Annotated in this window: 18 protein-coding genes and 1 riboswitch; of the genes, 8 read left to right on the forward strand and 10 right to left on the reverse strand. The window is 70.9% G+C overall.

Annotated elements, in window-relative coordinates:
* Nucleotides 1–72 precede the first annotated feature (72 nt).
* The 4 genes from ACIGXW_RS10475 (at nt 73) to def (ending at nt 4690) form a co-directional block, all read left to right on the forward strand.
* Nucleotides 73–1452, forward strand: a complete 1380-nt coding sequence (locus ACIGXW_RS10475) for an HD-GYP domain-containing protein (protein ID WP_399571898.1) — start codon at nt 73–75, stop codon at nt 1450–1452.
* On the forward strand, nt 1445–2677 hold the full coding sequence (locus tag ACIGXW_RS10480) for an HD-GYP domain-containing protein (RefSeq protein WP_399571900.1): 1233 nt from the start codon (nt 1445–1447) through the stop codon (nt 2675–2677). The genes ACIGXW_RS10475 and ACIGXW_RS10480 overlap by 8 nt, the downstream gene beginning before the upstream one ends.
* Before the next feature lie 263 nt (nt 2678–2940).
* Nucleotides 2941–3933 (forward strand): hypothetical protein, encoded by a 993-nt coding sequence (locus ACIGXW_RS10485; protein WP_071962429.1) that lies wholly within the window; start codon nt 2941–2943, stop codon nt 3931–3933.
* A 91-nt stretch (nt 3934–4024) separates the two neighbouring features.
* Nucleotides 4025–4690 carry a peptide deformylase gene (gene def, locus ACIGXW_RS10490; protein ID WP_399571903.1) on the forward strand — a complete coding sequence of 222 codons (666 nt, stop codon included), beginning with the start codon at nt 4025–4027 and terminating at the stop codon, nt 4688–4690.
* Nucleotides 4691–4740: 50 nt separating this feature from the next.
* Here def and ACIGXW_RS10495 read toward each other — a convergent pair whose 3' ends face one another.
* From ACIGXW_RS10495 to ACIGXW_RS10525, 7 genes are all read right to left on the reverse strand, one after another.
* Nucleotides 4741–6003 carry an RNA polymerase sigma factor gene (locus ACIGXW_RS10495; RefSeq protein ID WP_399571905.1) on the reverse strand — a complete coding sequence of 421 codons (1263 nt, stop codon included), beginning with the start codon at nt 6001–6003 and terminating at the stop codon, nt 4741–4743.
* 16 nt (nt 6004–6019) lie between these two features.
* Nucleotides 6020–6436, reverse strand: coding sequence for a YciI family protein (locus ACIGXW_RS10500; RefSeq protein ID WP_360906804.1), 417 nt, complete (start codon nt 6434–6436; stop codon nt 6020–6022).
* Between the two features lie 143 nt (nt 6437–6579).
* Complete coding sequence (locus tag ACIGXW_RS10505) at nt 6580–7593, reverse strand: ribonucleotide-diphosphate reductase subunit beta (RefSeq protein ID WP_071962416.1); 1014 nt, start codon at nt 7591–7593, stop codon at nt 6580–6582.
* Nucleotides 7593–9971, reverse strand: coding sequence for a ribonucleoside-diphosphate reductase subunit alpha (locus ACIGXW_RS10510; RefSeq protein WP_399571907.1), 2379 nt, complete (start codon nt 9969–9971; stop codon nt 7593–7595). Before ACIGXW_RS10510 ends, ACIGXW_RS10505 begins: the two co-directional genes overlap by 1 nt.
* Nucleotides 9972–10134: 163 nt before the next feature.
* A riboswitch (cobalamin riboswitch) is annotated at nt 10135–10278 on the reverse strand.
* A gap of 142 nt (nt 10279–10420) precedes the next feature.
* Nucleotides 10421–12052 carry a monocarboxylate uptake permease MctP gene (gene mctP, locus ACIGXW_RS10515; protein ID WP_399571909.1) on the reverse strand — a complete coding sequence of 544 codons (1632 nt, stop codon included), beginning with the start codon at nt 12050–12052 and terminating at the stop codon, nt 10421–10423.
* The gene (locus ACIGXW_RS10520; protein WP_071962414.1) at nt 12049–12327 is read right to left on the reverse strand and encodes a DUF3311 domain-containing protein; all 279 of its coding nucleotides are present in this window, start codon (nt 12325–12327) and stop codon (nt 12049–12051) included. Before ACIGXW_RS10520 ends, mctP begins: the two co-directional genes overlap by 4 nt.
* A gap of 98 nt (nt 12328–12425) precedes the next feature.
* Nucleotides 12426–13967, reverse strand: coding sequence for a glycoside hydrolase family 3 protein (locus tag ACIGXW_RS10525; protein ID WP_399571912.1), 1542 nt, complete (start codon nt 13965–13967; stop codon nt 12426–12428).
* A 443-nt stretch (nt 13968–14410) separates the two neighbouring features.
* Between ACIGXW_RS10525 and ACIGXW_RS10530 the strand changes: the two genes are divergently transcribed.
* Both ACIGXW_RS10530 and ACIGXW_RS10535 read left to right on the forward strand, forming a co-directional pair.
* Nucleotides 14411–15025, forward strand: a complete 615-nt coding sequence (locus ACIGXW_RS10530; protein ID WP_399571913.1) for a carbonic anhydrase — start codon at nt 14411–14413, stop codon at nt 15023–15025.
* A 61-nt stretch (nt 15026–15086) separates the two neighbouring features.
* Nucleotides 15087–16571 carry a SulP family inorganic anion transporter gene (locus ACIGXW_RS10535; RefSeq protein WP_399571915.1) on the forward strand — a complete coding sequence of 495 codons (1485 nt, stop codon included), beginning with the start codon at nt 15087–15089 and terminating at the stop codon, nt 16569–16571.
* 97 nt (nt 16572–16668) lie between these two features.
* Here the strand turns inward: ACIGXW_RS10535 and ACIGXW_RS10540 are convergent, their stop codons facing one another.
* The 3 genes from ACIGXW_RS10540 to ACIGXW_RS10550 are packed head-to-tail and all read right to left on the reverse strand — an operon-like array spanning nt 16669 to nt 21301.
* Nucleotides 16669–17646 carry an ALF repeat-containing protein gene (locus ACIGXW_RS10540; protein WP_399571917.1) on the reverse strand — a complete coding sequence of 326 codons (978 nt, stop codon included), beginning with the start codon at nt 17644–17646 and terminating at the stop codon, nt 16669–16671.
* 19 nt (nt 17647–17665) lie between these two features.
* Nucleotides 17666–18106, reverse strand: coding sequence for a hypothetical protein (locus tag ACIGXW_RS10545; protein ID WP_399571919.1), 441 nt, complete (start codon nt 18104–18106; stop codon nt 17666–17668).
* Between the two features lie 18 nt (nt 18107–18124).
* Complete coding sequence (locus ACIGXW_RS10550; protein WP_399571922.1) at nt 18125–21301, reverse strand: ALF repeat-containing protein; 3177 nt, start codon at nt 21299–21301, stop codon at nt 18125–18127.
* Between the two features lie 505 nt (nt 21302–21806).
* Here ACIGXW_RS10550 and ACIGXW_RS10555 point away from each other — a divergent pair.
* Both ACIGXW_RS10555 and ACIGXW_RS10560 read left to right on the forward strand, forming a co-directional pair.
* Nucleotides 21807–22331 (forward strand): hypothetical protein, encoded by a 525-nt coding sequence (locus tag ACIGXW_RS10555; RefSeq protein WP_399571925.1) that lies wholly within the window; start codon nt 21807–21809, stop codon nt 22329–22331.
* Nucleotides 22332–22394: 63 nt separating this feature from the next.
* Nucleotides 22395–23987 carry a S1 family peptidase gene (locus tag ACIGXW_RS10560; RefSeq protein ID WP_399571926.1) on the forward strand — a complete coding sequence of 531 codons (1593 nt, stop codon included), beginning with the start codon at nt 22395–22397 and terminating at the stop codon, nt 23985–23987.
* Nucleotides 23988–24051 lie beyond the last annotated feature (64 nt).

Genomic DNA, 24051 nt, shown 5'->3' on the forward strand with positions numbered 1-24051 from the left:
CCGTTTTCCGGCCGCCGCTGAGCCTATTCTCCCCATCCAGACGCCATGTCCAAGGGTCGGGGAGGACGCGCCATGTGGGCACTTCCGGCGGCGGCGCGCGTGTACATCGCGTGTGCCGTACTCGCCGCCGCGGTGTGCGCCGTACCCGCCGTGCGGGAGGCGTCCACCGTGCCCTGGGGCACGCTCGTGCTGCTGACGATCGTCTGCGCGGCCTGTGAACGGCTGCCGCGCCGCCCGCTGACGCCGCCGGTGCTCCTCGCCGCGGCGTTCCTGCTGCCGCCGGGCGCGGCCGGCCTGGTCGCGGTGCCGGGCGCGCTCCTCGGGCGGGCCGGGCGACGCCCGGTGGGGGTGCGGCGGCTGTGGCACGCGGCGCAGTTCTCGCTCGCCACCACCGCGGCCTCCTGCGTCTACGGGCTGGGAGCCCCCCGCGTCGTCACGGCGCCCGCGTTCCCCCACGCCCTGCTCCCGGCGCTCGCCGCCGGTCTCGTCCTCGCCCTCGTCGTCGCCGTGCTCGACGGCGGCGTGCTCGTCACCGCCGAGGGGCACTCCCCGCGCACCGCCTGGCACGGCGCCCTGCCGGGAGCCCTCCTGCCGCCGCTCGTCCACGGCCCCACCGGTCTGATGGCGGCCGCCCTGTGGCACAGCTCGTACGGCCCCCCGGCGGCGCTGCTCGTGCTGCTCCCCCTGGCCCTGGCCGCCCGGGTCCTCGACCGCTGCCGCCGCGAGCGCGCCGCGCACCAGGCCACGGTCCGCGCCCTCGTGCAGGCCGTCGACCTCAAGGACCACTACACCCGCGGCCACAGCGAGCGCGTCGGCCGCGCCTCCGTGCTGATCGCCCGGGAGCTGGGCATCAGCGGCGACCGCCTCGAAGCGCTCCGCTTCGCCGGCACCCTGCACGACGTCGGCAAGCTCGGCATCCCCACCCGCCTGCTGCGCAAGGACGGCCCCCTCACCCCCGAGGAGCGCCGCGTCATCGAGCTCCACCCCGAGTACGGCCACGAGATGGTCCACGGCATCGGCTTCCTCGAGGAGGCGCGCGCCGCGATCCTCCACCACCACGAGCGTCTGGACGGCAGCGGCTACCCCCACGGGCTGACCGGCCGTCAGATCCCGGAGTTCGCCCGGGTGGTGGCGGTGGCCGACGCCTTCGACGCCATGACCTCCACCCGCAGCTACAGCCGCGCCCGCCCGGTCCCGGTGGCCCTGGCCGAGCTCCACCGCTGCGCGGGGTCGCAGTTCGACCCCCGCATGGTGGCCGCCCTCTCCCGCGCGCTCGACCGCCACGGCTGGCGCCCCGCCGGGGGCGCCCCGGCGGAGCTCTCCCCGGTCCCGCCCCTGTCCGTGGCCGGGGGCGCCGCCACCGGCCCCCCGGCGCCCCGGGGGGCGGCGCCTTCCGCCGGGCCCAGCCGAAACGTCCCTGTTGATCACTGTCGGGTGGCCGCGGATGAGTAGGCGCCCGCTCGTGCGGGGCGTGCACGCCTTCGCCGGCGCGGCGGCCGTGGCCGCCCTGCTGTGGACCGCCTGGCGCGGCGTCGAGCAGCCGCACGTGGCCCTGGCCTACGGAGTGCTCATCGCGCTGGGGGAAGCCGCCAGGCGGCGGCCCAGACCCTCGGCCGGAACCCGCGAGACCGCACCCGTCGGCTCCGCCGGAACGCTCGCCTACGCCCTGCTCGGCGAGGTCGGCGGCGAACCCACCTCGCACGGGGCGCCACAGGTCGTCGCGGTCGTCCTCGGCGCCACCCTCGCCGGGGCCGTGGGCCGGCCCCCCGCGCTCGACCGCCTCACCCGCCGGGTCCTCAACGCCGGCTTCGCCGCCCTCTGCTTCCAGCCGCTGCACGCCTTCGGCGCCCTCGGCCGCTGGCCGGCCCACAGCCCCTACTACGCCCTGTTCCTGCTGCTCCCCCTCGCCCTCACCGCCCTGTGCGACGCCGCCCTCGCCGCCGCGCTCGCCCGCGCCCGCACCGGCGGCCCTTACGGGCCCGCCCTGCGCGAGGAGCTGCGCGCCCTGCCCGGCATCGGCGCGGCGATCGGGGCCACCGGCGTGGTGATGGCCCTGGCCGTGGCCGCGGCCGGACTCTGGGCGCTGCCCGTGTTCTGCCTGCCGCTGCTGGTCACCCAGCTGTCCATCCACCGCTACGAGGCCGTGCGCGCCACCCGCCGCCAGACCATCGCCTCCCTCGCCCGCACCACCGAGATCGCCGGTTACACCCCCGCCGGGCACGCCCGCCGCGTGGCCACCCTCAGCCGGGCGGTCGGCAGGGAGCTCGGCCTGTCCGGCGCGGACCTCACCGTCGTGGAGTACGCGGCCCTCATGCACGACATTGGCCAGCTCTCCCTCCTCGACCCCCTGCCCGCCGGCGCGACCGAGCCGCTGCCCCCCGAGCAGCGCCGCCGCATCGCCCTGCTGGGCGGCGCCGTGGTGCGCCAGACCGGCGTCGCCCCCGAAGTCGCCCTGGTGGTCGAACGGCAGGCGGACCCGTACCGCGACCAGCCGCTCACCGCCCGCATCGTCCGCACCGTCAACGCCTACGACGATCTCGCCGGCGACCCGGCGTGCGGCCCCCTGCGCGCGCTGGAGCGGCTGCGCCTGGCCACGGCGTACGACCACGAGCCCCGGGTGGTGGAGGCGCTCGCCAGGGTGCTCGCGCGCGGCGGATGCGCGCCACCGGACCTGTGAGACCCGGGCGAACCGGGACTAGCCAGCCGAACCCACGGGTAATGAGCGGGCGTCCGAAGGGGCATGGTTGGATGCGAAGAGACGAAGAGAATGGCGAGAATGCGGAAATCGGGGGGTGTCGTGCGCGCTGCCGTCGGCAAGGAGGTGTGGTGGGCACCGCTCCCCGAAGCAGTCGAGGAGTGGCAGGGCGCCGTCCGTGAGGACGGTGGTCGTCACCCGGTCCATCCGGCGTGGTCGCACGCAGAAACCGGCAGGCGGGAATCGTGAGGATCTTCGGCAGGGTACGGCACCGGCCTTCCGCCTCGTGGCGGCAGGCCACCGACCGTGCCTTCACTCTCATCGGCGACGGCCGGTACGAGGACGCGGGCGCGCTGCTGACGCGCGCGGCCGACATGGAGCCGTGGCTGTCCGAGTCCTGGTTCAACCTGGCCCTGTTGCACAAGTTCCGGCACGACTGGGAGCAGGCCCGCGCCGCCGGCCTGCGGGCCGTCGCGCTGCTGGACCGCGAGGCGGGCGCCCCGGACTGGTGGAACGTGGGCATCGCCGCCACGGCCCTGCAGGACTGGCCGCTGGCCCGCCGCGCCTGGCAGGCGTACGGGCTGCGGGTGCCCGGCGAGGGCGGCCCGGCCGCCGAGCCGGTCGGCATGGAGCTCGGCAGCGCGGCCGTGCGGCTCTCCCCGGAGGGCGAGGCCGAGGTGGTCTGGGGCCGCCGGCTGGACCCGGCGCGCATGGAGGTGCTCTCCATTCCGCTGCCCTCCTCCGGCCGGCGCTGGGGCGAGGTCGTGCTGCACGACGGCGTGCCGCACGGCGAGCGCGTCACGGCCGCCGGGCCGTCCTACCCCGTCTTCGACGAGATCGAGCTGTGGGCCCCCTCGCCCGTCCCGACCTGGGTCGTCCTCCTGGAGGCCGCCACCGAGGCCGACCGGGACGCCCTGGAACGGCTCGCGGCCGACGCGGGCTTCGCGGCCGAGGACTGGTCCTCCTCCGTGCGCCTGCTGTGCCGTACGTGCTCGGAGAGCCGGATGCCCAGCGACGAGGGCGACGGCGAGCACCTCGACCCCCACGACCACAGCGAGCCCGGCCACCCCGGCCCGCTGGGTCACCGCACCGCGGGCACCGGCTCGGGCTCCCTGTGGGTGCCCGAGCGCGAGTGCGGCATCGCGGCCCCCGCGGGGCTCGTCCGCGGCCTGCTCGACGGCTGGGTGGCCGACAGCCCCGACACCCGTGAATGGCGGGATCTCGAAGAGGTCTGCTGAGGCGTCGCCATGGTCCCCGTACCCTGTATGGGGCCCGGTGGATTCCGGGCAGGATATTGCTTTCGGGTTGTGAGAAAGGCATACGGCGGACATGGCGCAGCAAGACACCGACCAGCCGGTGAACGACGAGTCGAACGAGTCCGCCGAGTCGGCCGCGGCCGGCGAGTTCATCGTGGACACCGAGGACTGTGAGGCGCGCGAGCTCGCGCACCGTGAGCGCGGCACCTCCCGCCCGATCACCGTCGTCGGCAACCCCGTCCTGCACAAGGAGTGCAAGGACGTGACCGAGTTCGGCGACGAGCTCGCGCAGCTCATCGACGACATGTTCGCCAGCCAGCGCACCGCCGAGGGCGTCGGCCTGGCCGCCAACCAGATCGGCGTCGACCTCAAGGTCTTCGTCTACGACTGCCCCGACGACGAGGGCGTCCGCCACGTCGGCCACGTCGTCAACCCGGTGCTCGACGACCTGCCGGCCGACCGCCGCATCCTCGACGACTCCAACGAGGGCTGCCTGTCGGTGCCGACCGCCTACGCCTCGCTCGCGCGCCCGGACTACGCCGTGGTGCGGGGCCAGGACATGCACGGCAACCCGATCGCCGTCGAGGGCACGGGCTACTTCGCGCGCTGCCTGCAGCACGAGACCGACCACCTGTACGGCTACCTGTACATCGACCGCCTCTCCAAGCGCGACCGCAAGGACGCCCTGCGGCAGATGGCCGAGGGCACGCCGCGCTACCCGGTCGTCGCGAACGACTGAGACGGGCCTGATGGTTGCCGGACGGGCCGGACGTCAGCCCGTCCGGCGCCTCAGGGCAGGGAGACGCAGGCCGCCGCCCGTTCCAGCAGCAGCGCGCGCTCGCGCTCGTTGCGGGTGAGGGCCGCCGCCCGTACGAACTCCCCGCGGGCCTCCTCGGAGCGGCCCACTTTCACCAGCAGGTCGCCGCGCACGCTCGGCAGCAGGTGGTACTCCGCGAGCGCCGGCTCCCCGGCCAGCGCGTCCACCAGCTCCAGCCCGGCCTCCGGGCCGTACGCCATCCCGACCGCCACCGCCCGGTTGAGCTCGACCACCGGCGACGGCATGCGCTCGGCGAGCGTCGCGTACAGCGCCGCGATGCGCTCCCAGTCCGTCTCCTGCGCCGTACGCGCCCGCGCGTGACAGGCGGCGATGGCGGCCTGCAGCGCGTACGGGCCCAGCGCGCCGCCCAGCCGTTCCGCCCGCTCCAGGGAGGCCAGCCCGCGCCGGATCAGCAGTCGGTCCCAGCGCGCCCGGTCCTGGTCGAGCAGGAGGACGGGCTCGCCGCGGGGCCCGGTGCGGGCGGCCGAGCGGGAGGCCTGGATCTCCATCAGGGCCACCAGGCCGTGGACCTCCGGCTCCTTCGGCATCAGGCCCGCCAGGACCCGGCCCAGGCGCAGGGCCTCCTCGCAGAGCGCCGGGCGCATCCAGTCGTCGCCGGCCGTGGCGGCATAGCCCTCGTTGAAGATGAGGTAGACGACCTCCAGGACGGAGGACAGCCGCTCGCCCAGTTCGTCTCCCTGCGGCACTTCGAAGGGCACGCCCGCGTGGGCGAGGGACCGTTTCGCCCGGACGATGCGCTGGGCGACCGTGGGCTCCGCGACCAGGAAGGCGCGGGCGATCTCGTCGGTCTTCAGCCCGCCGAGCAGGCGCAGGGTCAGCGCCACGCGGGCTTCCGTGGACAGCACCGGATGGCAGGCGGTGAAGACGAGGCGCAGGAGGTCGTCCTCGATGTCGTCCTCGACCGGGAGGGAATCCTGCGGAGCCTGCTGCTCCCTCTGCAGCTCGTGCCCGAGGAGGGCGAGCTTGCGCGCGTAGGTCTCCCTGCGGCGGACGAGGTCGACGGCGCGGTGTCTGGCGGTGGCCATGAGCCAGGCGCCCGGCTTGTCCGGGACGCCCGACTCCGGCCACTGCTCGAGGGCCGCGACCAGCGCGTCCTGTGCGAGCTCCTCGGCGATGCCGACGTCGCGCACGATGCGGGTGAGGCCGGCGATGAGGCGCGGGGACTCGATTCTCCACACCGCGTCGATCGCGCGGTGGGTGTCGGAAGCCGTCACGCGCCCATCGTAGGGACTACTGCTGTGCCTTCCGGCGCAGCTCGTCCCGCAGGGCCTCCTCGCGCGCCGCCTCCTCGGGCGGCAGGACGTCCGCGGGGAAGTCGGACGGCTCGAAGATCTGCCGGACCTCGACCTCCCCGTCCTCGAAGGGGACGCGCCGGGCCCACTCCAGGGCCTCGTCCCGGTCCTTGACCTGGATGATCCAGAAGCCCGCGATGAGCTCCTTCGTCTCGGCGAAGGGCCCGTCGGTCACGGTGCGCCGGCTGCCCGAGTACGAGACCCGGGCGCCCTTGGACGAGGGGTGCAGGCCGTCGCCGGCGAGCATGGCACCGGCCTTGACCAGCTGCTCGTTGTACTGCCCCATCTCGGCGATCAGCTCCTTGGTCGGCATGACACCGGCCTCGGAGTCCTCGCTCGCCTTGACGATCATCATAAAGCGCGGCATAACGACAATCTCCCGTTCGATCGGTACGTGAGCTGGGCTGTTCCCAACCCTTCACCTGTACGTCGAACGGGAGACGCCGGAATCGACGTGTCGCGCCGATTTTTCGGAACCGGTCCGTCAGGACCGGATTCCTAGAACTCGTCGTCGAAGGAGACCGAGCCCTCGACCGCCACCTGGTACGCGGACGCGCGGCGCTCGAAGAAGTTGGTCAGCTCCTGGACGTTCTGCAGCTCCATGAAGGAGAAAGGGTTCTCCGAGCCGAAGACCGGCTTGAAGCCCAGTCGCACCAGGCGCTGGTCGGCCACGCACTGCAGGTACTCGCGCATGGACTCGGTGTTCATGCCCGGCAGGCCCTCGCCGCACAGGTCGCGGCCGAACTGCAGCTCCGCCTCGACGGCCTCCTTCAGCATGTCCGTGACCTGCTGCTGGAGCTCGTCGTCGAAGAGGTCGGGCTCCTCCTGGCGGACGGTGTCCACGACCTCGAACGCGAAGTTCATGTGCATGGTCTCGTCGCGGAAGACCCAGTTGGTGCCGGTCGCCAGGCCGTGCAGCAGGCCGCGGCTGCGGAACCAGTACACGTAGGCGAAGGCGCCGTAGAAGAACAGGCCCTCGATGCACGCGGCGAAGCAGATCAGGTTGAGCAGGAAGCGACGGCGGTCGGCCTTCGTCTCCAGCCGCTCCAGCTTCTCGACCTCGTTGATCCACTTGAAGCAGAACTGGGCCTTCTCGCGGATGGAGGGGATGTTCTCCACCGCGTCGAACGCCGCGGCGCGGTCGTCCGGGTCGGGCAGGTAGGTGTCCAGCAGGGTCAGATAGAACTGGACGTGCACGGCCTCCTCGAAGAGCTGCCGCGACAGGTACAGCCGCGCCTCGGGGGAGTTGATGTGCTTGTACAGCGTCAGGACCAGGTTGTTCGCCACGATCGAGTCGCCGGTCGCGAAGAACGCGACCAGGCGGCCGATCATGTGCTGCTCGCCCGGCGAGAGCTTGGCGAGGTCGGCGACGTCCGAGTGGAGGTCGACCTCCTCCACGGTCCAGGTGTTCTTGATCGCGTCGCGGTAGCGGTCGTAGAAGTCCGGGTACCGCATCGGGCGCAGGGTCAGCTCGAAGCCCGGGTCGAGCAGGTTCTTCTCGGTGGAGCTCATTACTGGCAGGCCTCGCAGGACTCGGGGTTCTCAAGGGAGCAGGCGATGGCGTCCGCGTCGGGCGCGGCCTGCTGCACCGGGATGGTGGCGGCCGCACTGGCCGACCGGGCGATCCGGGTCGCCGGACGCGAGCGCAGGTAGTACGTCGTCTTGATGCCCTGCTTCCAGGCGTACGCGTACATCGAGCTGAGCTTGCCGATGGTGGGCGAGGCCATGAAGAGGTTCAGCGACTGGCTCTGGTCCAGGTACGGCGTACGGGCCGCGGCCATGTCGATCAGGTAGCGCTGCGGGATCTCCCAGGCGGTGCGGTACAGGTCGCGCACCTCCTGCGGGATCCACTTCAGGTCCTGGATCGAGCCGTTGGCGTCCGTCATGGCGTCGCGGGTCGTGCGGTCCCACACGCCGAGCTTCTTGAGGTCCTCCACCAGGTAGGTGTTGACCTGCAGGAACTCACCGGAGAGCGTCTCGCGCTTGAAGAGGTTGGAGACCTGCGGCTCGATGCACTCGTACACGCCCGCGATGGAGGCGATGGTCGCCGTGGGGGCGATCGCCAGCAGCAGCGAGTTGCGCATGCCGACCTCGGCGATGCGGGCGCGCAGCGCGTCCCAGCGGTCCGCCCAGGCCGGGACGGCGTTGGGGTAGTGGTCGGGGTGCAGCACGCCGCGGGCGGTGCGTGTCGCGGACCAGGCCGCGTGCGGGCCGTGCCGCTCGGCGAGGTCGGCGGAGGCCTCGTACGCCGCGAGCATGATCCGCTCGGAGATGCGGGTGGACAGCTCCTTCGCCTCGGGGGAGTCGAAGGGCAGGCGCAGGCGGAAGAAGACGTCCTGCAGGCCCATCAGGCCCAGGCCCACCGGGCGCCAGCGGTTGTTGGAGTTGCCGGCCTGCTCGGTCGGGTAGAAGTTGATGTCCACGACGCGGTCGAGGAACGTCACGGCCGTACGGACCGTACGGTCGAGCTTCTCCCAGTCCATCTCGCCGTCGGCACCCAGGTGCTGCGCGAGGTTGACCGAGCCGAGGTTGCAGACCGCGGTCTCGCTGTCGTCGGTGACCTCGAGGATCTCGGTGCAGAGGTTCGAGGAGTGGACGACCTTGCCCTTTTCGGCCGTCTGGTTGGCCGTGCGGTTGGCGGCGTCCTTGAACGTCATCCAGCCGTTGCCGGTCTGCGCGAGGGTGCGCATCATGCGGGCGTACAGCACGCGGGCCGGGATCTGCTTGACGGCCTTGCCCTCGGCCTCGTACCGGCGGTACGCGGCGTCGAACTCGTCGCCGTAGAGGTCGACCAGGTCGGGCGTGTCGGCGGGGGAGAACAGCGACCAGTCGGCGTCGGCCTCGACGCGGCGCATGAACTCGTCCGGGATCCAGTGCGCGATGTTGAGGTTGTGGGTGCGGCGGGCCTCCTCACCGGTGTTGTCGCGGAGCTCCAGGAACTCCTCGATGTCCGCGTGCCAGGTCTCCAGGTAGACGCAGGCGGCGCCCTTGCGCCGACCACCCTGGTTGACCGCCGCCACGGAGGCGTCGAGGGTGCGCAGGAACGGCACGATGCCGTTGGAGTGACCGTTGGTGCCGCGGATCAGCGAGCCGCGCGAGCGGATGCGGGAGTAGGACAGGCCGATGCCGCCCGCGTGCTTCGACAGGCGCGCCACCTGGTGGTAGCGGTCGTAGATCGAGTCCAGCTCGTCCAGCGGCGAGTCCAACAGGTAGCAGGACGACATCTGCGGGTGGCGGGTGCCGGAGTTGAAGAGCGTGGGGGAGGACGGCAGGTACGACAGCGTGCTGGTCAGCCGGTACAGCTCCGCGACGTCGTCCAGGGCCCGCTCCGAGTGGTCCTCGGCCAGACCGCAGGCCACGCGCAGCAGGAAGTGCTGCGGGGTCTCGATCACGTCGCGGTGGATCGGGTGGCGCAGCAGGTAGCGGCTGTGCAGGGTGCGCAGGCCGAAGTAGCCGAAACGGTCGTCGGCGCCGTCGGTCAGCGCCGTCTCGACCAGGGCGTCCAGGCGCTCGGCGTGGGTGGCCACGAAGGCGGCGGTCTCGTCCGCGATCAGGCCCTCGCGGTGGCCGACGGCGACCGAGGCGGAGAAGGACGTCGCACCCTGGCCGGCCGCCTCGTCGGCGATGGCACGGGTGAGCAGCCGGGCGGCGAGCTTGGAGTACTCCGGCTCCTCGGCGATGAGACCGGCGGCGGCCTCGGTGGCGAGGGAGCGCAGCTCGGCCTCGTCCGAACCGGGGTGCCGGCCGCGCAGCGCGGCGGCGGCGACCTTGCCCGGGTCGGTGGCGGGCAGATCGGCGGTGAGATCGGTCAGGGTGCGCAGCAGCGCGGTCCCGGGGCCGCCGGTCGCTTCCGCGTTCGCTGAGACCGGATCTGCGGGCGCGATGGTCACGTGTGGCTCTCCCTCGCTCGGCTGGGGTGGGCCGGGCGGGAGGCGCGCGACGGTCGCGTACGGGCATGCCGCTTGCACCAGGGCACACCTCGTAGGCGTCCGCCGGCCCAACCCGCGGGGCCCGGACGAATTCAACGCCCATAGCCGAGCCCAGGGCAGGCTCGGTGGTGGACGCGCTGTCGGCAGGTCCTCGGACTTCGGTGCGCTGTGTATATGCGCACACATACACCGTTGCGGGACAGTTCCGGATTTCCACCGGATTCCCCTGCGACGACAGCGAGGACGAGCATACATCTAGTGCCGGGCCTCGTACGCGCCCCCACATGTTGTGTCGTCCCGTCATGAAGCGGTTGCGGAATGTGCTAACGGGTGGGCCCGGCAGGGCAAGCGAAGAGGGCCGTCACGCCCCCTGGACGGGGGTGTGGCGGCCCTCTGGAGGGTGGGTCGGGTCAGTGCCCGCCGGGGGCCCCCACGGTGGCCGGGGGGAGGTCCGTACGGACGCCTGGGTCGCCGGCGTCGGCGGTGTAGTCCGACGGCCGGGTCTCGTCCACGCCGTCGGGCGCCTTCAGCGCCCTGAGGACGAACGTCGCGACGATGACGACGATCACATTGAGGACGAAGGCGGTGAGGCCGATGTAGCCCTTCTCGCCGATGAGCGGGATCAGGTTGGTGTTGCCGAAGTGGTCCTGGGTGGCGCTCGGCGTGTCGTACGCCCGCCAGGTGCCGTAGATCATCCCGGCCGCCCAGCCCGCGAGCAGCGCCCAGCGGTGGCACCAGCGGGTGAAGAGACCGCCGACCAGGGCCGGCACGGTCTGCAGGATCCAGATGCCGCCGAGCAGCTGGAAATTGATGGCGACCGTTTTGTCCATGGTCAGGACGAAGGCGAGGGCGCCGACCTTCACCAGCAGGGAGGCGAGCTTGGAGACCTTCGCCTCGTGTTCGGGAGAGGCGTCCGGCTTGATGAAGTCCTTGTAGATGTTGCGCGTGAAGAGATTTGCCGCCGCGATCGACATGATGGCGGCCGGAACGAGCGCGCCGATGCCGATGGCCGCGAAGGCCACACCCGTGAACCAGTCGGGGAACATGTCCTCGAAGAGCTGCGGGATCGCGAGCTGTCCGTTCTTCACCTTCACCCCGGCGGCGATGGCCATGAAGCCGAGCATGGCCAGCAGGCCCAGCATCAGGGAGTAAAGGGGAAGAATGGTGGTGTTGCGGCGGATGACATTGCGGCCCTTGCTGGAAAGCACCGCGGTCACCGAGTGCGGATAGAGGAACAGCGCCATCGCCGAGCCCAGGGCGAGCGTCGCGTACGCCCACTGCGCCTGCGGTCCGGTGATCAGCGAGCCGCGAGGCTTGCCGGTGGCCGGGTTTTCTGCCGCGAACGCCTCACCGGCCTTCGCGAAGATGTCGCCGAAGCCGCCGAGCTTCATCGGGATGTAGACGATCGCCACGATGATCACGATGTAGATCAAGGTGTCCTTGACGAACGCGATCAGCGCGGGCGCGCGCAGCCCCGAGGAATAGGTGTAGGCCGCGAGCACACCGAAGGCGATCAGCAGCGGCAGGTCCTTCACGAACCAGTTGGTGTTCTCCCCGCCGCCGACGCCCATGACGTCCAGAACCGCCTGGATGCCCACCAATTGCAGCGCGATGTACGGCATCGTGGCGAGTATTCCGGTCAACGCCAGGGCCAGCGAGAGGCCCTTGGAGCCGAACCGGCCCCGGACGAAGTCCGAGGACGTCACATAGCCGTGCTTGTGCGCGACCGACCAGAGGCGGGGCAGGAAGGTGAACACGAGCGGGTAACAGAGAATGGTGTACGGCACCGCGAAGAAGCCCGCCGCGCCGCCCGCGTAAATGGCGGCCGGGACGGCCACGAACGTATACGCGGTATAGAGGTCACCGCCCAGCAGGAACCAGGTGACCCAGGTGCCGAAGGAGCGGCCGCCCAGTCCCCACTCGTCGAGATTGTTCGCGTTCTCCGCGCGCCGCCACTTCGAGGCCAGAAAACCCATGACCGTGACGGCGAGGAAGAAGATGATGAAGACGGTGAGCGCGACACCGTTCACGCCGTCCTTCATCGCGGCTCACCTCCCGCACGCGCACGCGTCCGCCGCTCGTGGCGGCGCACGATGACATAGGCGACGACGGTGAGCAGCGTCGAGAGGACGACCCACAGCATCTGGTACCAGTAGAAGAAGGGGATACCGATGAAGGCCGGGGTGAGCCGGGAGTAGGAGTCGACCCAGAGCATCGCCGCGAACGGCAGGGCCAGGCATACGCCGGCGATGACCAGCGGCAGGGTGACGACCGGTTCGCGGCCACCCCCGGGTGGCTGCGCGGGTGGTTGCGACATGCGTGACTCCGTCCCCTGAGCGATCACTTGCGTAATGCGCAGGAAATCTAGGGGAGGGTGCCTCCGGACGTCACCCCCTATCCGCATATCGGAATGATTCAGAAGGTGCCGGTTCCGTTTGTGTGGGTTCCGTTTGCGTCGGTTCCGTTTGCGCCGGTGAGGAACTCGGCCGCGGCCAGGCCCGATACGCGAGTGGCCCCGTGGGTCGCGAGGTGCGGAGCGCCGGGGGTGTCGGCGCCGGGGACGCCCATCTCGACGACGACCGCGTCCGGGCGCCGCCGCAGGAGGCGGCCGAGGGCGCCGGCCATCCAGGAGTGCCGGGCCGCGTCGCGGACCACGACGACCAGCGGGCGGCCGACGGCGGGGACGAGGACGACGCGCTCCAAGACGGCCGCGTCGCGGGCGAGTTCGGGCTGCGTCAGCCGCACGGACGTGGTGGCGGGCCGCAGCGCGCGCAGGGGCGCGGCCAGCCCCCAGGGCGTCTGCCGGTCGATGGCGAGGGTGGAGGCGGGGGCGAGCTCGACGACGTGCGGGTCGGCGCCCAGGGGCAGCGCGGCGGTCGCCGCGCCGGTGACGCGCAGGGCGCGCCGGGCGGCGCGCAGCCCGACGTCGGAGCGCGCGCCGTGTTCGGCCGTACGGCCGCGGAACCGCTCCCCGGACCAGGCGGCGAACTCCGCGACCCGGCCCGCCGCCTCGGCCAGCCGCTCCTCCGGCAGGGTGCCGTCGTGAACCGCCTTGGCCAGTGCGGCCGTCAGCCGCTCGGTCGTCTCCTCCGCCGCGATCTCGCCGCCGACGCACACCGCGTCCGCGCCGCCCGCCACGGCGCGCACCGTCGCCCCGTCGATGCCGTAGCGGGAGGTCACGGCGCTCATCTCGATGCCGTCGGTGACGACCATCCCGTCGAAGCCCAGCCGGGTGCGCAGCAGGTCGACCAGGACGCGCCGGCTGAGCGTGGCCGGGAGGTCCGGATCGAGGGCGGGGACGAGGAGGTGACCGGTCATCACGGCGCGTACGCCCGCCCCGATCGCGGCGACGAAGGGTGGCAGGGCGGTCCCCGCGACCGAGGCGGCGGAGGCGGTGACGGTGGGCAGGTCGTGGTGGGAGTCGACGGCGGTGTCGCCGTGGCCGGGGAAGTGCTTGGCGCAGGCGGCGACCCCCGCCGACTGCAGCCCGCGCACCCAGGCCGCCGTGTGCCGGGCCACGAGGGCGGTGCTCGAGCCGAAGGACCGCACGCCGATGACTGGATTGCGGGGGTTGGAGTTGACGTCGGCGCTGGGCGCGTAGTCGAGGGTGACGCCGGCCGCGTGCAGCTCGCGGCCGATGTCCCGGGCGACCTCCTCGGTCAGCGCGGTGTCGTCGACCGAGCCCAGGGCGAGGTTGCCGGGGCGCGAGGCCCCGGTCCAGGCCTCCAGGCGGGTGACGTCGCCCGCCTCCTCGTCGATCGCGACGATCAGATCGGGGTTCTCGGCGCGCAGCGCGGCGGTGAGGCGGGCGACCTGTTCGGGCGTGGAGATGTTGCGCCCGAACAGGACGACGGAGGCGAGGCCCTGGTCGGCGATCCGGCGGCGGACCCAGTCGGGGGCCGTCGTGCCCTCGAATCCCGGCTGCAGCACCGCGTGGGTCAGGTGCGTGAGGCGCATGGGGGTCCCCCTCCGACTGGGCGGCCCGGTGCCGCCGGGTGCCGTGCACGCCCGGGGCCCCGTCGCCCGGACAGTCGGGATGTTGGACTGTACCAATGGGGGTGTCAAGGACGCGATGTGCTGCTGAGCGGCCCGAATGACCTGCCGGGAAGGGTGTGTTGAACTGTGGGTGATGGGGTCTCAGTTCGATGGTCGAACCGTCCGCGACATGTCAAGTGCCCGTCTATGCCCCCTGTTTGGGGAAAATAAAGTCTGTCATCAACAGGTAATGTGTGGGTAAAGTATCCGTAGCGGCAGCCGTGGAGAATCGGACACGATCACGGCTGCCGTCGGCACCCCGCTGCAGTGGTGCCCGAAACCGGCAATGCCGATCCGACCTGACATGACCCGACCCGACCACACCGCGCCCCCACCAGAATCAGGGGTGCAGGAGGCAGGCCAACATGAAGTCGCTCATTGACAACGCCCGTTCGTTCGCGAGCCACGTCGCCGAGAACGCCGAGACCTTCAGGCCCCTGGAGGCCGGACAGTCTCCCGAGGCCCTGTTCATCACCTGTTCCGACTCGCGCGTCGTACCGTCCCTCATCACGGGCGCACGCCCCGGCGAGCTCTTCGAGCTGCGCACGGCCGGCAACATCGTGCCCGAGTACCACGACGACCATCCCGCCGGTGAGACCGCGACCATCGAGTACGCCGTGCGCGTGCTCAACGTCCGCGACATCATCGTCTGCGGGCACTCCCACTGCGGGGCCGTGAGCGCCATAGTGCGGGACGACGACCTCTCCTCCGCCCCGGCCGTGCGCGGCTGGCTGGAGCGTGCCGTACCGCGGGCCGTGCGGGCCCCGCGGGCGAAGGACCCCTCCGCCGTCCCCGCCGACGTGGCGGACGCGGTGCAGCAACACGCGGTGGACCAGCTCGAGAGGCTGCGTGCCTACCCGTGCGTACGTGAACGCATCGAAGAGGGGCTGCTGTCCCTCCATGCCTGGTACTACGAGGTACACACCGGTGCGGTCATGGCGCACCGGCCCGGCGGTGACCGCGTATTCGGTCCGCTGTAGCGCGCAGCCACTTCACCCGAAGCACTCCGCCGCACCACCTTGAATCAAGGAACCCTCATCCATGTTCTCCAGCCTGAAAGACCCTCCCGTCCTACGGCGTGACGCACTCGCGTCACTCGTCGTCTTCCTGGTGGCCCTGCCGTTGTGCGTCGGCGTGGCCGTCGCCTCCGGCGTGCCCGCCGAGCTCGGACTGATCACCGGAATCGTCGGCGGCCTCGTCGTCGGCGCCATGCCCGGCAGCACCTTCCAGGTCAGCGGCCCGGCGGCCGGGCTCACCGTGCTCGTCTTCGAAGCCGTGCGGGAGTTCGGCCTGGGCACTCTCGGTGCCATCGTCCTCGTCACGGGACTGCTCCAACTCGCCCTGGGCGCCCTGCGCTTCGGCCGCTGGTTCCGGGCGATCTCCGTGGCCGTGGTGCAGGGCATGCTCGCCGGCATCGGGCTCGTCCTGCTCTTCGGCCAGCTCTACACCATGGCCGGGGTCAAGCAGCCGCGCTCCGGCCTCGAGAAGATAGCGGGCGTCCCCGGCCTCGTCGCGGACGTCGTCACCGACAGCGACGCGCTGGTCTCCTTCGCCGTCGGCGCCGGCACCATAGCCGTCCTCGTCCTGTGGAAGAAGCTCCCGGGGAAGGCCCAGCTGGTGCCCGCGCCGCTGGTGGCCGTCGCCCTGGCCACGGCCGTGACCGCGCTGGGCGGCCTGAACGTCGCCAACGTGAAGGTCCAGGGACTGATCGAGGCCATCCAGCCGCCCGGTCTGAACGACCTCACCTCCCTGGGCAGCGTCGCCGCCCTCGGTACGGTGCTCGCCTTCACCCTCATCGCCTCGGCGGAGACGCTGTTCAGCGCCGCCGCGGTCGACCGCATGCACGACGGCCCGCCCACGCACTACGACAAGGAACTGCTGGCCCAGGGTGTCGGCAACACCGTCTGCGGCGTCCTCGGCGCCCTGCCCATGACCGCGGTCATCGTCCGCAGCTCCGCCAACGTCCAGGCCGGCGCCAAGACGCCCCTGTCCCGGGTGTTGCACGGCGTCTGGCTGCTGCTGTTCGCCGTCATGCTGCCGACCGCGATCGGCATCATCCCCCTGGCCGCCCTCGCGGGCGTCCTGGTCCACGCCGGCTGCAAGCTCGTACCGTTCAAGGACCTCGCCCCGCTGTGGCGCGAGCACCGCGGCGAGCTCATCATCCTCGCGGTCACGGCCGTCGCCATCGTGACGACCAGCATGTTCGAGGGCGTGGTGCTGGGCCTGCTGCTCGCCGTCGTGAAGTCGGCGTGGGAGACCTCCCAAGTCGGCGTCGACGTACGCGATTTGACGGACGGCCGCATGGTGGTGGCCCTCACCGGAAACGCCACCTTCCTGCGACTTCCCCGCATCCTGGACACCCTGGAGGCCCTGCCCCAGGACCGCCCCATCGAGCTCGACCTCTCCGCCCTGCGCCACCTCGACCACGCGTGCCGCTCGGCACTGGAGGTCTGGGCGGAGCGGCACAACGCGGAGGGCGTGGAGGCGGTGCGGGTGCGGCACCCGGAGGTGGTGGCGGCGGCTTAGCCGAACGGGGTTCTTGGCGTGACGGCCATGGGGGTCTGGGCGAGGCCGCCCAGACCCCCTGGACGCGCCGGGGCTTCAACGGGGCTTTCCCCGGGCGTCAGAGCGCGGCGCCGCCGGTGCGGCGTCGGCGCGCCGCCACGACCAGGCCCGCACCCGCGGCGAGGGCGACGGCGCTGCCGCCCAGGGCCCACGGCAGTACGGGGTCGGCGCCGGTGGCGGCTATCTGGCCGCTGCCGGCGGAGGACTTTCCGCCCGCGCCGCGCCTGTCGCCGGCAGCGGGCTTCGCGGCGAGGTCGGTCGCCGGCTTGGCGCCATTGCCGCCGCTGCCGCCGCTGTTCTCCGGCTTGACCCGGTCGCCGGTGGACGGCTTGTCGCTCTTGCTGCCGCCGGCTCCGGCGTCGTCCTTGTTCTCCTTCTCCTTCTCCTTCTTTTCCTTCTCCTCGGCCTCCTTGGCGGCCTTCTCATCGGCCTCGTCCTTGGCGCGGGCCTCGTACTGACCGACCTCAAGGAAGTGCCGAACGTCCTCGGGCGTTCCCTTGAGCGCCTTCTTCGCGGCTTCCCGCACGGCGGGCCCGCCGGCGCTCAGAATCTGGACGGTACGGACCCGGTCGTCCGAGCGCCGGGCCGACTGGTAATCGGTCTTGAGGAACTTCACCCGGTCCTCGGGGGTGCCGTCGAGCGCCTTGTTCGCGACTTCCCGGACGCTCGGACCGACGTCCTTGCCCGCCCCGAGGATCCTCAGGATGGCCACACGATTGTCCTCGTCACGGGCTTTGTACTGGCCGGTGGTGAGGAAGGCACGCATGTCCTCGGGGGTGCCGTTGAGCGCCTTCTCCGCCGCTGCCTTGAGGCCGCGGCCGGGGTTCTCCTGACCGAGAATCCGCAGAATCGCGAACCTGTCCTCTTCGATCTGCTTCTTGTCGGTGCCTTGTTCCGGCTTCGCCTCAGCGGCCTTTTCCGGGGCGGAGGCCGCAGGCTCCTTGACGCTGTCGGCGGCGACCGCCGGCGAGGAGAAGAGAACGGCCGGGGCCAGCGCGGCGGCGACGACGGCCGCGGAAACACGGGCCAACTTCACGTGGTACACCTACTTTTCGCTAGCCCAAGCTGAGCCACGCCCACACCAGCATCATCCCGAAGAACGCGGCAAGGAGCTGGGTGGTCAGCTTGGGTGGGGAGCTTTGCTTTCCGAACAGCTTCTCGTCCTCGACGGCTTTCTTGAGCTCTTTGCCGCGTCCGACGAGGCCGAGAGGGAACACGAGCGTTCCTGTGGAATACATGAGCAGCACTGTTTCGAGATCATGTCCCCTCAGCTCGGCGGCCACCCACAGAATCACCACTCCGAGAAGAGGAACACAGGCCATTTTGACTTTGTGATCCCGTGTGGGCATCACGGGCACGCAGACGGCCAGGAGTAGCGCCGTCGCTATGGCGGCGATGATCCACCAGGCGTCTATCGAGATGTGCGGGGGGTGCAACATGATCTCCTTGATCGCTGTGGTGCCCGCAGGTGCGGGCACCACAGCTCGGCTGTTCACAGAGAGGTGATCAATTGATCAATCGAACCAGCTGGTGACCGATGAGTAGACGGATGAGGCGGCCTCGCCGAATGCTTTCTTCGTCATTGTTCCTGCCGACTTTACTATCCCGCCGGCGCTGCCGATGGCCCTGTTAAACCGTATCCCGGCCACTCCGAGACCGACCCCGATCGCGGAACTTATGAACTGAGGACTCCAGCCATGGGCGGCGAAGGTGACGGCAGCGCTGGCAACACCCGTGAAGAGCGAAATGGCGCCCGCTGCGGCTGCGAGGGGCTCAAGGCCTGTGAGCGCCGCACCGGCCGCGATGTAGCCGGTGACGGTGCTGGCGTTTCCCAACCACTCGGCAACCTTGTCGGCCCCCTTCGTGTCGCCGCCGCCCTTGTCACCGTCTTTGCCGCCCCCAGGCAACTCGGCCTTGTCGTTCTTGGAGTCGTTCTCCGGACGCTGGTTGTTCTTCGCGGCCTCTTCGGCCTGCTGACGCGCGGCTTCCGCCGCCGCCCGCTGCTCGGCCTCGCGCTTCTCGACCGCGATCTGCTTCGCCTCGCTCGCCGCCTGGCGCGCGGCCGCCGCGTCCTGGCCGGCCTGGACCGCGGCCTGCTGGGCCCGGCCGGCCGAGGCCTGGGCGTTGGCCGCAGAGGCCACCGCCTGCTGTGCGGAGAGGGCGGCCTGGGTGGCCGAGTAGTTGGCCTGACGGCTGGCGGTGCGCGCCTTGGCGGCGGCGTCCTTGGCCTTCTTGGCGGACGCGGCCGCGCTCGCGGCCGACGCGTCGGCCTTCTTGGCGTACTCCTGCGCCCGCGTGGCATGGCCCCGCGCCTCGTCCGCCGACGCCTTGGCCTTGGCGGCGTGGCCCTTGGCCTCGTCCGCCCTGCCCTGGGCGTGTGCCGCGGCCTCGGCCGCGGTCGCCGCGTTCCCGTATGCCTCGGACGTGGCCTTGGACGCGATGCTGATCTGGGCCTGGACCGCCGCGATGTGGGCCGCGGTGTCCTGATCCGCCTGGGCGGCGCGGAACTGCGCGCGCTCGACGAAGGCGCGCCGCATCGAGACCGTGCCCTCGAGGGCCACCTGCGCGGTGGCCTTCATGGCCGGGCCACCCTCGTTCAGGAGCCGCAACGTCTGGAAGCGGTCGTCCTCGGCCTGCGCCTTGGCGTAGCCCGTGGTGAGGAATGAGCGCAGTGCCTCGACGGAACTGTCGTCGAGTGCCTTGCTCGCGGCCTCCTTGACGGCCTTGCCCGCGTCGTTGATGATCCGCAGGATTTGGTAGCGGTACTCCTCGCGCTGACCCTCGAAGGCGCCCTTCGTCAGAAACGCCTGCACCTCGGCGGGGCCCTTGGCGAGGGCGCCCTGTGCGGCCGCGGCCGTCTTGGGGGAGCCGATCCGGCTGAAGAAGACCGCCTTCTCGCGGTCGTCCTGTTCCTCGGCCGTGCGTCGGTCCTGCTTCACCCAGGCCAGCATGGACTCGTCGGAGCCCGACAGAGCGTCCTCGGCCGCCGCACGGGTCCAGGTGCCCGTGCTCGACAGCAGGTTGACGGCCGCCTGACGGGCCAGCTTCGCCGCGCCCGGGGCGTCCTTGTCCTGCTTCTCGCCGGCCTCGGAGATCAGCTTCTTGGTGGTCTCGTCGGTCTGGGCAGCCTGGGTCTGCTGCTTGTCGACGACCGACCGCATCTCGTCTTCGAAGGCCTTGCGGCCTCGCGCGTCGTCGAGGGCCGCAGCGAGGTCCGCCTGCAGCATCTTTTCCTCGGCCTCGCGGGCGACCTTGAACACGGTCTCGGCCTGCTTGGTCGCGTCGCCCGCCGTCTTGGCGGCCTCGAGCGCGGCGGTGGCGTGCGCCTTGGCCTTGTCGGCCGCGTCCTGGGCCTTGCCCGCCTCGTCCGCGGCCTTGTCGGCGGCCTTGGCCGCCGCGTCCGCGTGCCGGGCCGCGTCGTTGGCCGCCGTGCGGGTGGCACGGGCGGCGGCAGCCGCCTGGTTCGACAAGGAGACCGCGTTGCCGGCAGCGCGGGTCGCGCGGTCGGCCTCGTAGCGGGCGGTGGCCGCCGCCTGCTTGGCGCGGGCCGCCTCAGCCTGGGCGACACCGGCGTGTCCGCTCGACTCCGCGGCGGCCTCGGCCGCGGCGGCGGCGTTGCGGGCGGCACTGGCCGCCGCTGCGCCGGATTGGCCGGCCGCTGCGGACGCGTTCGCCGCCTGGTCGGCAGCGGCCGCGGCGGTGCGGGCACCCGCTGCGGCGTTCCGGGCCAGCTCGGCGGCCTGGCGGGCCGCCTTGGCCTGGCCGGCGTCCGCCATGGCGGCGTTCGCCGCCTGGTAGGCGCGGGCCGCGGCCTGGCCGGCGGCGGCAGCGGCCGAAGCGGCGTTGGAAGCCGCACGGGCCGCCGTACGGGCCGCGGACACCGCATTGTTCGACGCACGGATGGCGGTGCGGGCCGCCTCGGCAGCACCTTCGGCCGCCTGGGCGGCCTTCGTGGCGAAACGGCCGGCCTTGTCGGCGTCAGACTTGGCCGCGGCGGTCTCCCGAGCCGCCTCCTCGGCGGCTTCCTTGGCCCTCGCCGCGGCCTTGTCGGCGACGGCGGAGGCTTCCAGCGCCGCGTCGGTCTCCGCCTTGGCCTTCTTACCGGCCTCGGTGGCGACCTGGGCCAGCTGCGTGACCGTCATCGTCTCCTGGTCGCGTGCCCGGGCCAGGTCCAGGCCACGCTCCAGAAACTCGGCTATATCGCCGGCATCCCCGTTCATGGCACGCTCGGCGGCCTGCTTCACAGCGGGGCCGCCGGAGTTCATGACACGCAGTACTTCGAACCGGTTGTCCTCGTTGGTGGCCTTCTCCAGGCCCTCCTGAAGGAATGTGTCCAGAACCTCGGGCGTGCCCTTGTCGAGGGCGCGCTGGCCCTCACGATTGACGGCCTTGCCGCCCCCGTTCATGGCCCGCAGGACCGCGAAGCGCCTGTCGTCCTGCAGCGGATTCTGGAATCCATCCTTGACGAATGCGAGTACGTCCTCGTCGGAGCCGGACAGTGCCTTGTCGGCCGCTGCGGAGACACCCTTTCCGGCACTCGCCATCGTCTTGAGGATGGCGTAACGGGCATCCTCGACCTGGGACCGGTGCCTCGCATCCCTGAGGAAGGCACGCATATCTGCGGGGGAGCCGGCCAGGGCCTTGACGGCTTCGCGCTTGGTCGCCGTACCGCCGGTCTTCCAGGCTTCCACGGCCTGGGCCCGGGCATTTTCCGGAAGCGCTGACTCTCCCGTCTGTGCAGGGAGCGCTGCTGCCACGGAAGTTCCGAAGACGACTGCTGCCGTGGTCATGGCAGCCAGCTCGGCCAGCCTTCTGCGCGTATGCCTCAGCTGGCGCGACGCGATTGACAGTCGCATGTCAGGTGTTTCCCCCTTTGGGATCGCTTATTGAAGGCAAGAGGGGGCGTGGCCACGCGCCGCCAAGCATGATCGCATAGGCAAAGGTGAGGAAAAGTGAAGGCAAATCGTGGATTTTTAAAGAAATGGCCTACGGTGGCGATTCCGCCTCTGCTCGCAACTCGCCCCGGCGAGAGAAAGATTGATGACCCATCAGGCAAGTCAATCGATAGGTGACTCTTCGGCGGGATCGCCATGGTGACGGTTCAATAACATTCGCCAGGCTTGAGTCGGTCTGATGTCAGGTGATAGTCATGCATGCCGATGGGGTGTTCTGTCCCATTCAGGCCAACTAGTTGAAATGCGAGTCATCGTGCGGATACCCACACGCCTGCTGGCCGTCGGCCTCGCAGGCGGCGCCCTCGTCGGTAGCGCCCTCCTGCTTGCGGGAGGGGCCAGTGCCGTGAACGGCGCCGGCGCACCACGGGCTGCCCAGGGATCGACTGAACAGCCTCCCTCGGCGGTTGAGGACTTCTCCTACCCGAACGCGGAAAAGATCTTCAAGGAGAAGGGGCTCAAGCTGAAGCGCGGGGACGGGCACATCCTTCTTGCCGAGTGCGGCAGCAGCCCCAACCTGCTCAAGTTCATTGCGCGCGACCGCGATGACTTCTGCTTCAAGGTCGTCGGCAACAAGGGATACCTCTCTCTGGAGGTTCCTTCGGTCGGTGGTGTTCAGAGCAGTGACCATGCGGCCAAGGTCAAGATGGAGGTCGGTGACAAGCAGGCGTCCTTCGACATCCCGAAGAACTCCTGGCGAGCCATCGGGGAGACCGCCGACCCCGCAGGCCGGGAACACACGCTGATCGAGATCATCGCCAGCCGTTAGCTCCGAGGTCGAGCCTGACTTCGGTACCCACACCACCACCTCACGGAAATCAACGTGCCCGATATGCGTTCTCGCGTAGCTTCGCTGGCAGGAGTCCTGGCGACGGCCGTCGTGGCCGGCGTACTCACCGCCACCCCGTCCCAGGCCGTCATCGGTGATGAGGCCAAGGATGCTTCGTACACCTTCACCGCCAAACTCGACATCGGCGACGGCAAGCGCAGCTGCACCGCCGCCCTCGTCGAGAAGCAGTGGCTCGTCACCGCTGCCAGCTGCTTCGCCGACGGCTCCGCTCAGGGCGGTAAGGTCGCCGCCGGTGCCCCCAAGCTCAAGACGACCGCCACCATCGGCCGGACCGACCTGTCCAGCGGCACTGGTCAAGTCCAGGACGTCGTCGAGCTCGTCCCGCGCGAGGACCGCGACCTGGTGATGGCCAAGCTGGCCAAGCCCGTCAGCGGTGTCACCCCCGCCGAGATCGGCTTCAAGCCGCTCGCGCAGGGCGAGGAGCTGCGCGTCGCCGGCTACGGCCGTACCAAGGGTGAGTGGGTTCCCGACAAGCTGCACTCGGCGAAGTTCACTGTGAGTGCCCTGCGGGACGGCTCCGTCGAACTCGCCGGTGCGAGCGCTGACGCCGCCGTCTGCAAGGGCGACACCGGTGGCCCCGCCTTCCGTGAGGTCGGCGGACGCTACGAGCTCGTCGGCGTCAACAGCACGTCCTGGCAGGGCGGCTGCTTCGGCAACGAGGACGAGATGCGCAAGGGTGCCGTCGACACGCGTGTCGACGACATCGCGGGCTGGGTCCAGTCCGTCTCCTCCCGCACGCTGCTGCCGCGCTCGAGCTGGAAGTACGCCGCCTACACCGCCTCCGGCTACTTCACCGGTGGGTCGAACGACGGCAAGCGCCGCATGGACCTGTTCGTCGTCTGGAAGGACGGCGAGGCCACTCTCTTCCAGGGCGCCGACCACGACGATCCGAAGCAGCCCTTCTCCGCCGAGTACAAGATCGCGGGCAAGGGCAGCTACTGGACGGACGCCCGCGCGGTCACCGGTGGCAAGTTCACCGAGGACGGCTCCGACGGCATCACCGTCCGCTGGGCCAGCGGCAAGGTCTCGACGTACATGCACGTCGACCAGAACGGCGTCCACGACGAGAAGACGCTCCGCCCCGGTGGCGGTGACAACCCGTTCTGGAAGAACGCCCGGCTGATCACGGCCGGCCGCTACACCGAGAACTCCCTGCGCGACGACGTTCTCGTTCTCTGGGAGGACGGCTCGACGTCGATGTACTCCGACATCGGCACCAAGGGCCTCAGCGGCTGGACCCAGCTGACGAAGGCGGACAACGGCTGGAAGAACGCCGTCCAGATCAGTGCCGGCGAGTTCACCGGCAAGAAGACCGCCGACCTCCTCATCCGCTGGAACGACGGCCAGGCGCAGGTCTTCCCGGGAGTCGACACCGCCGGCTATCACGGCAGCCGGATCACCGTCCGGCCTGTCGACTCGGCGTGGAAGAACGCCCAGACGCTGACGGTCGGCTCCTTCACCGCCCCCGGCAAGGGCCCGAACGACGTCCTCGTCGGGTGGAACGACGGCAACGTCAGCTACTACCCCGGCATCGACGCCGCCGGCACGCACGGCGAGGTCCAGCTCGTCGGCTGAGGCCGATGCCCATCACGGTCCGGTCATCGCACCCGGTGGCCGGACCTGAGCGTGTCCTGCCCAC

This window comes from Streptomyces sp. NPDC053079, assembly GCF_044546695.1.
Classification (GTDB): Bacteria; Actinomycetota; Actinomycetes; order Streptomycetales; family Streptomycetaceae; genus Streptomyces.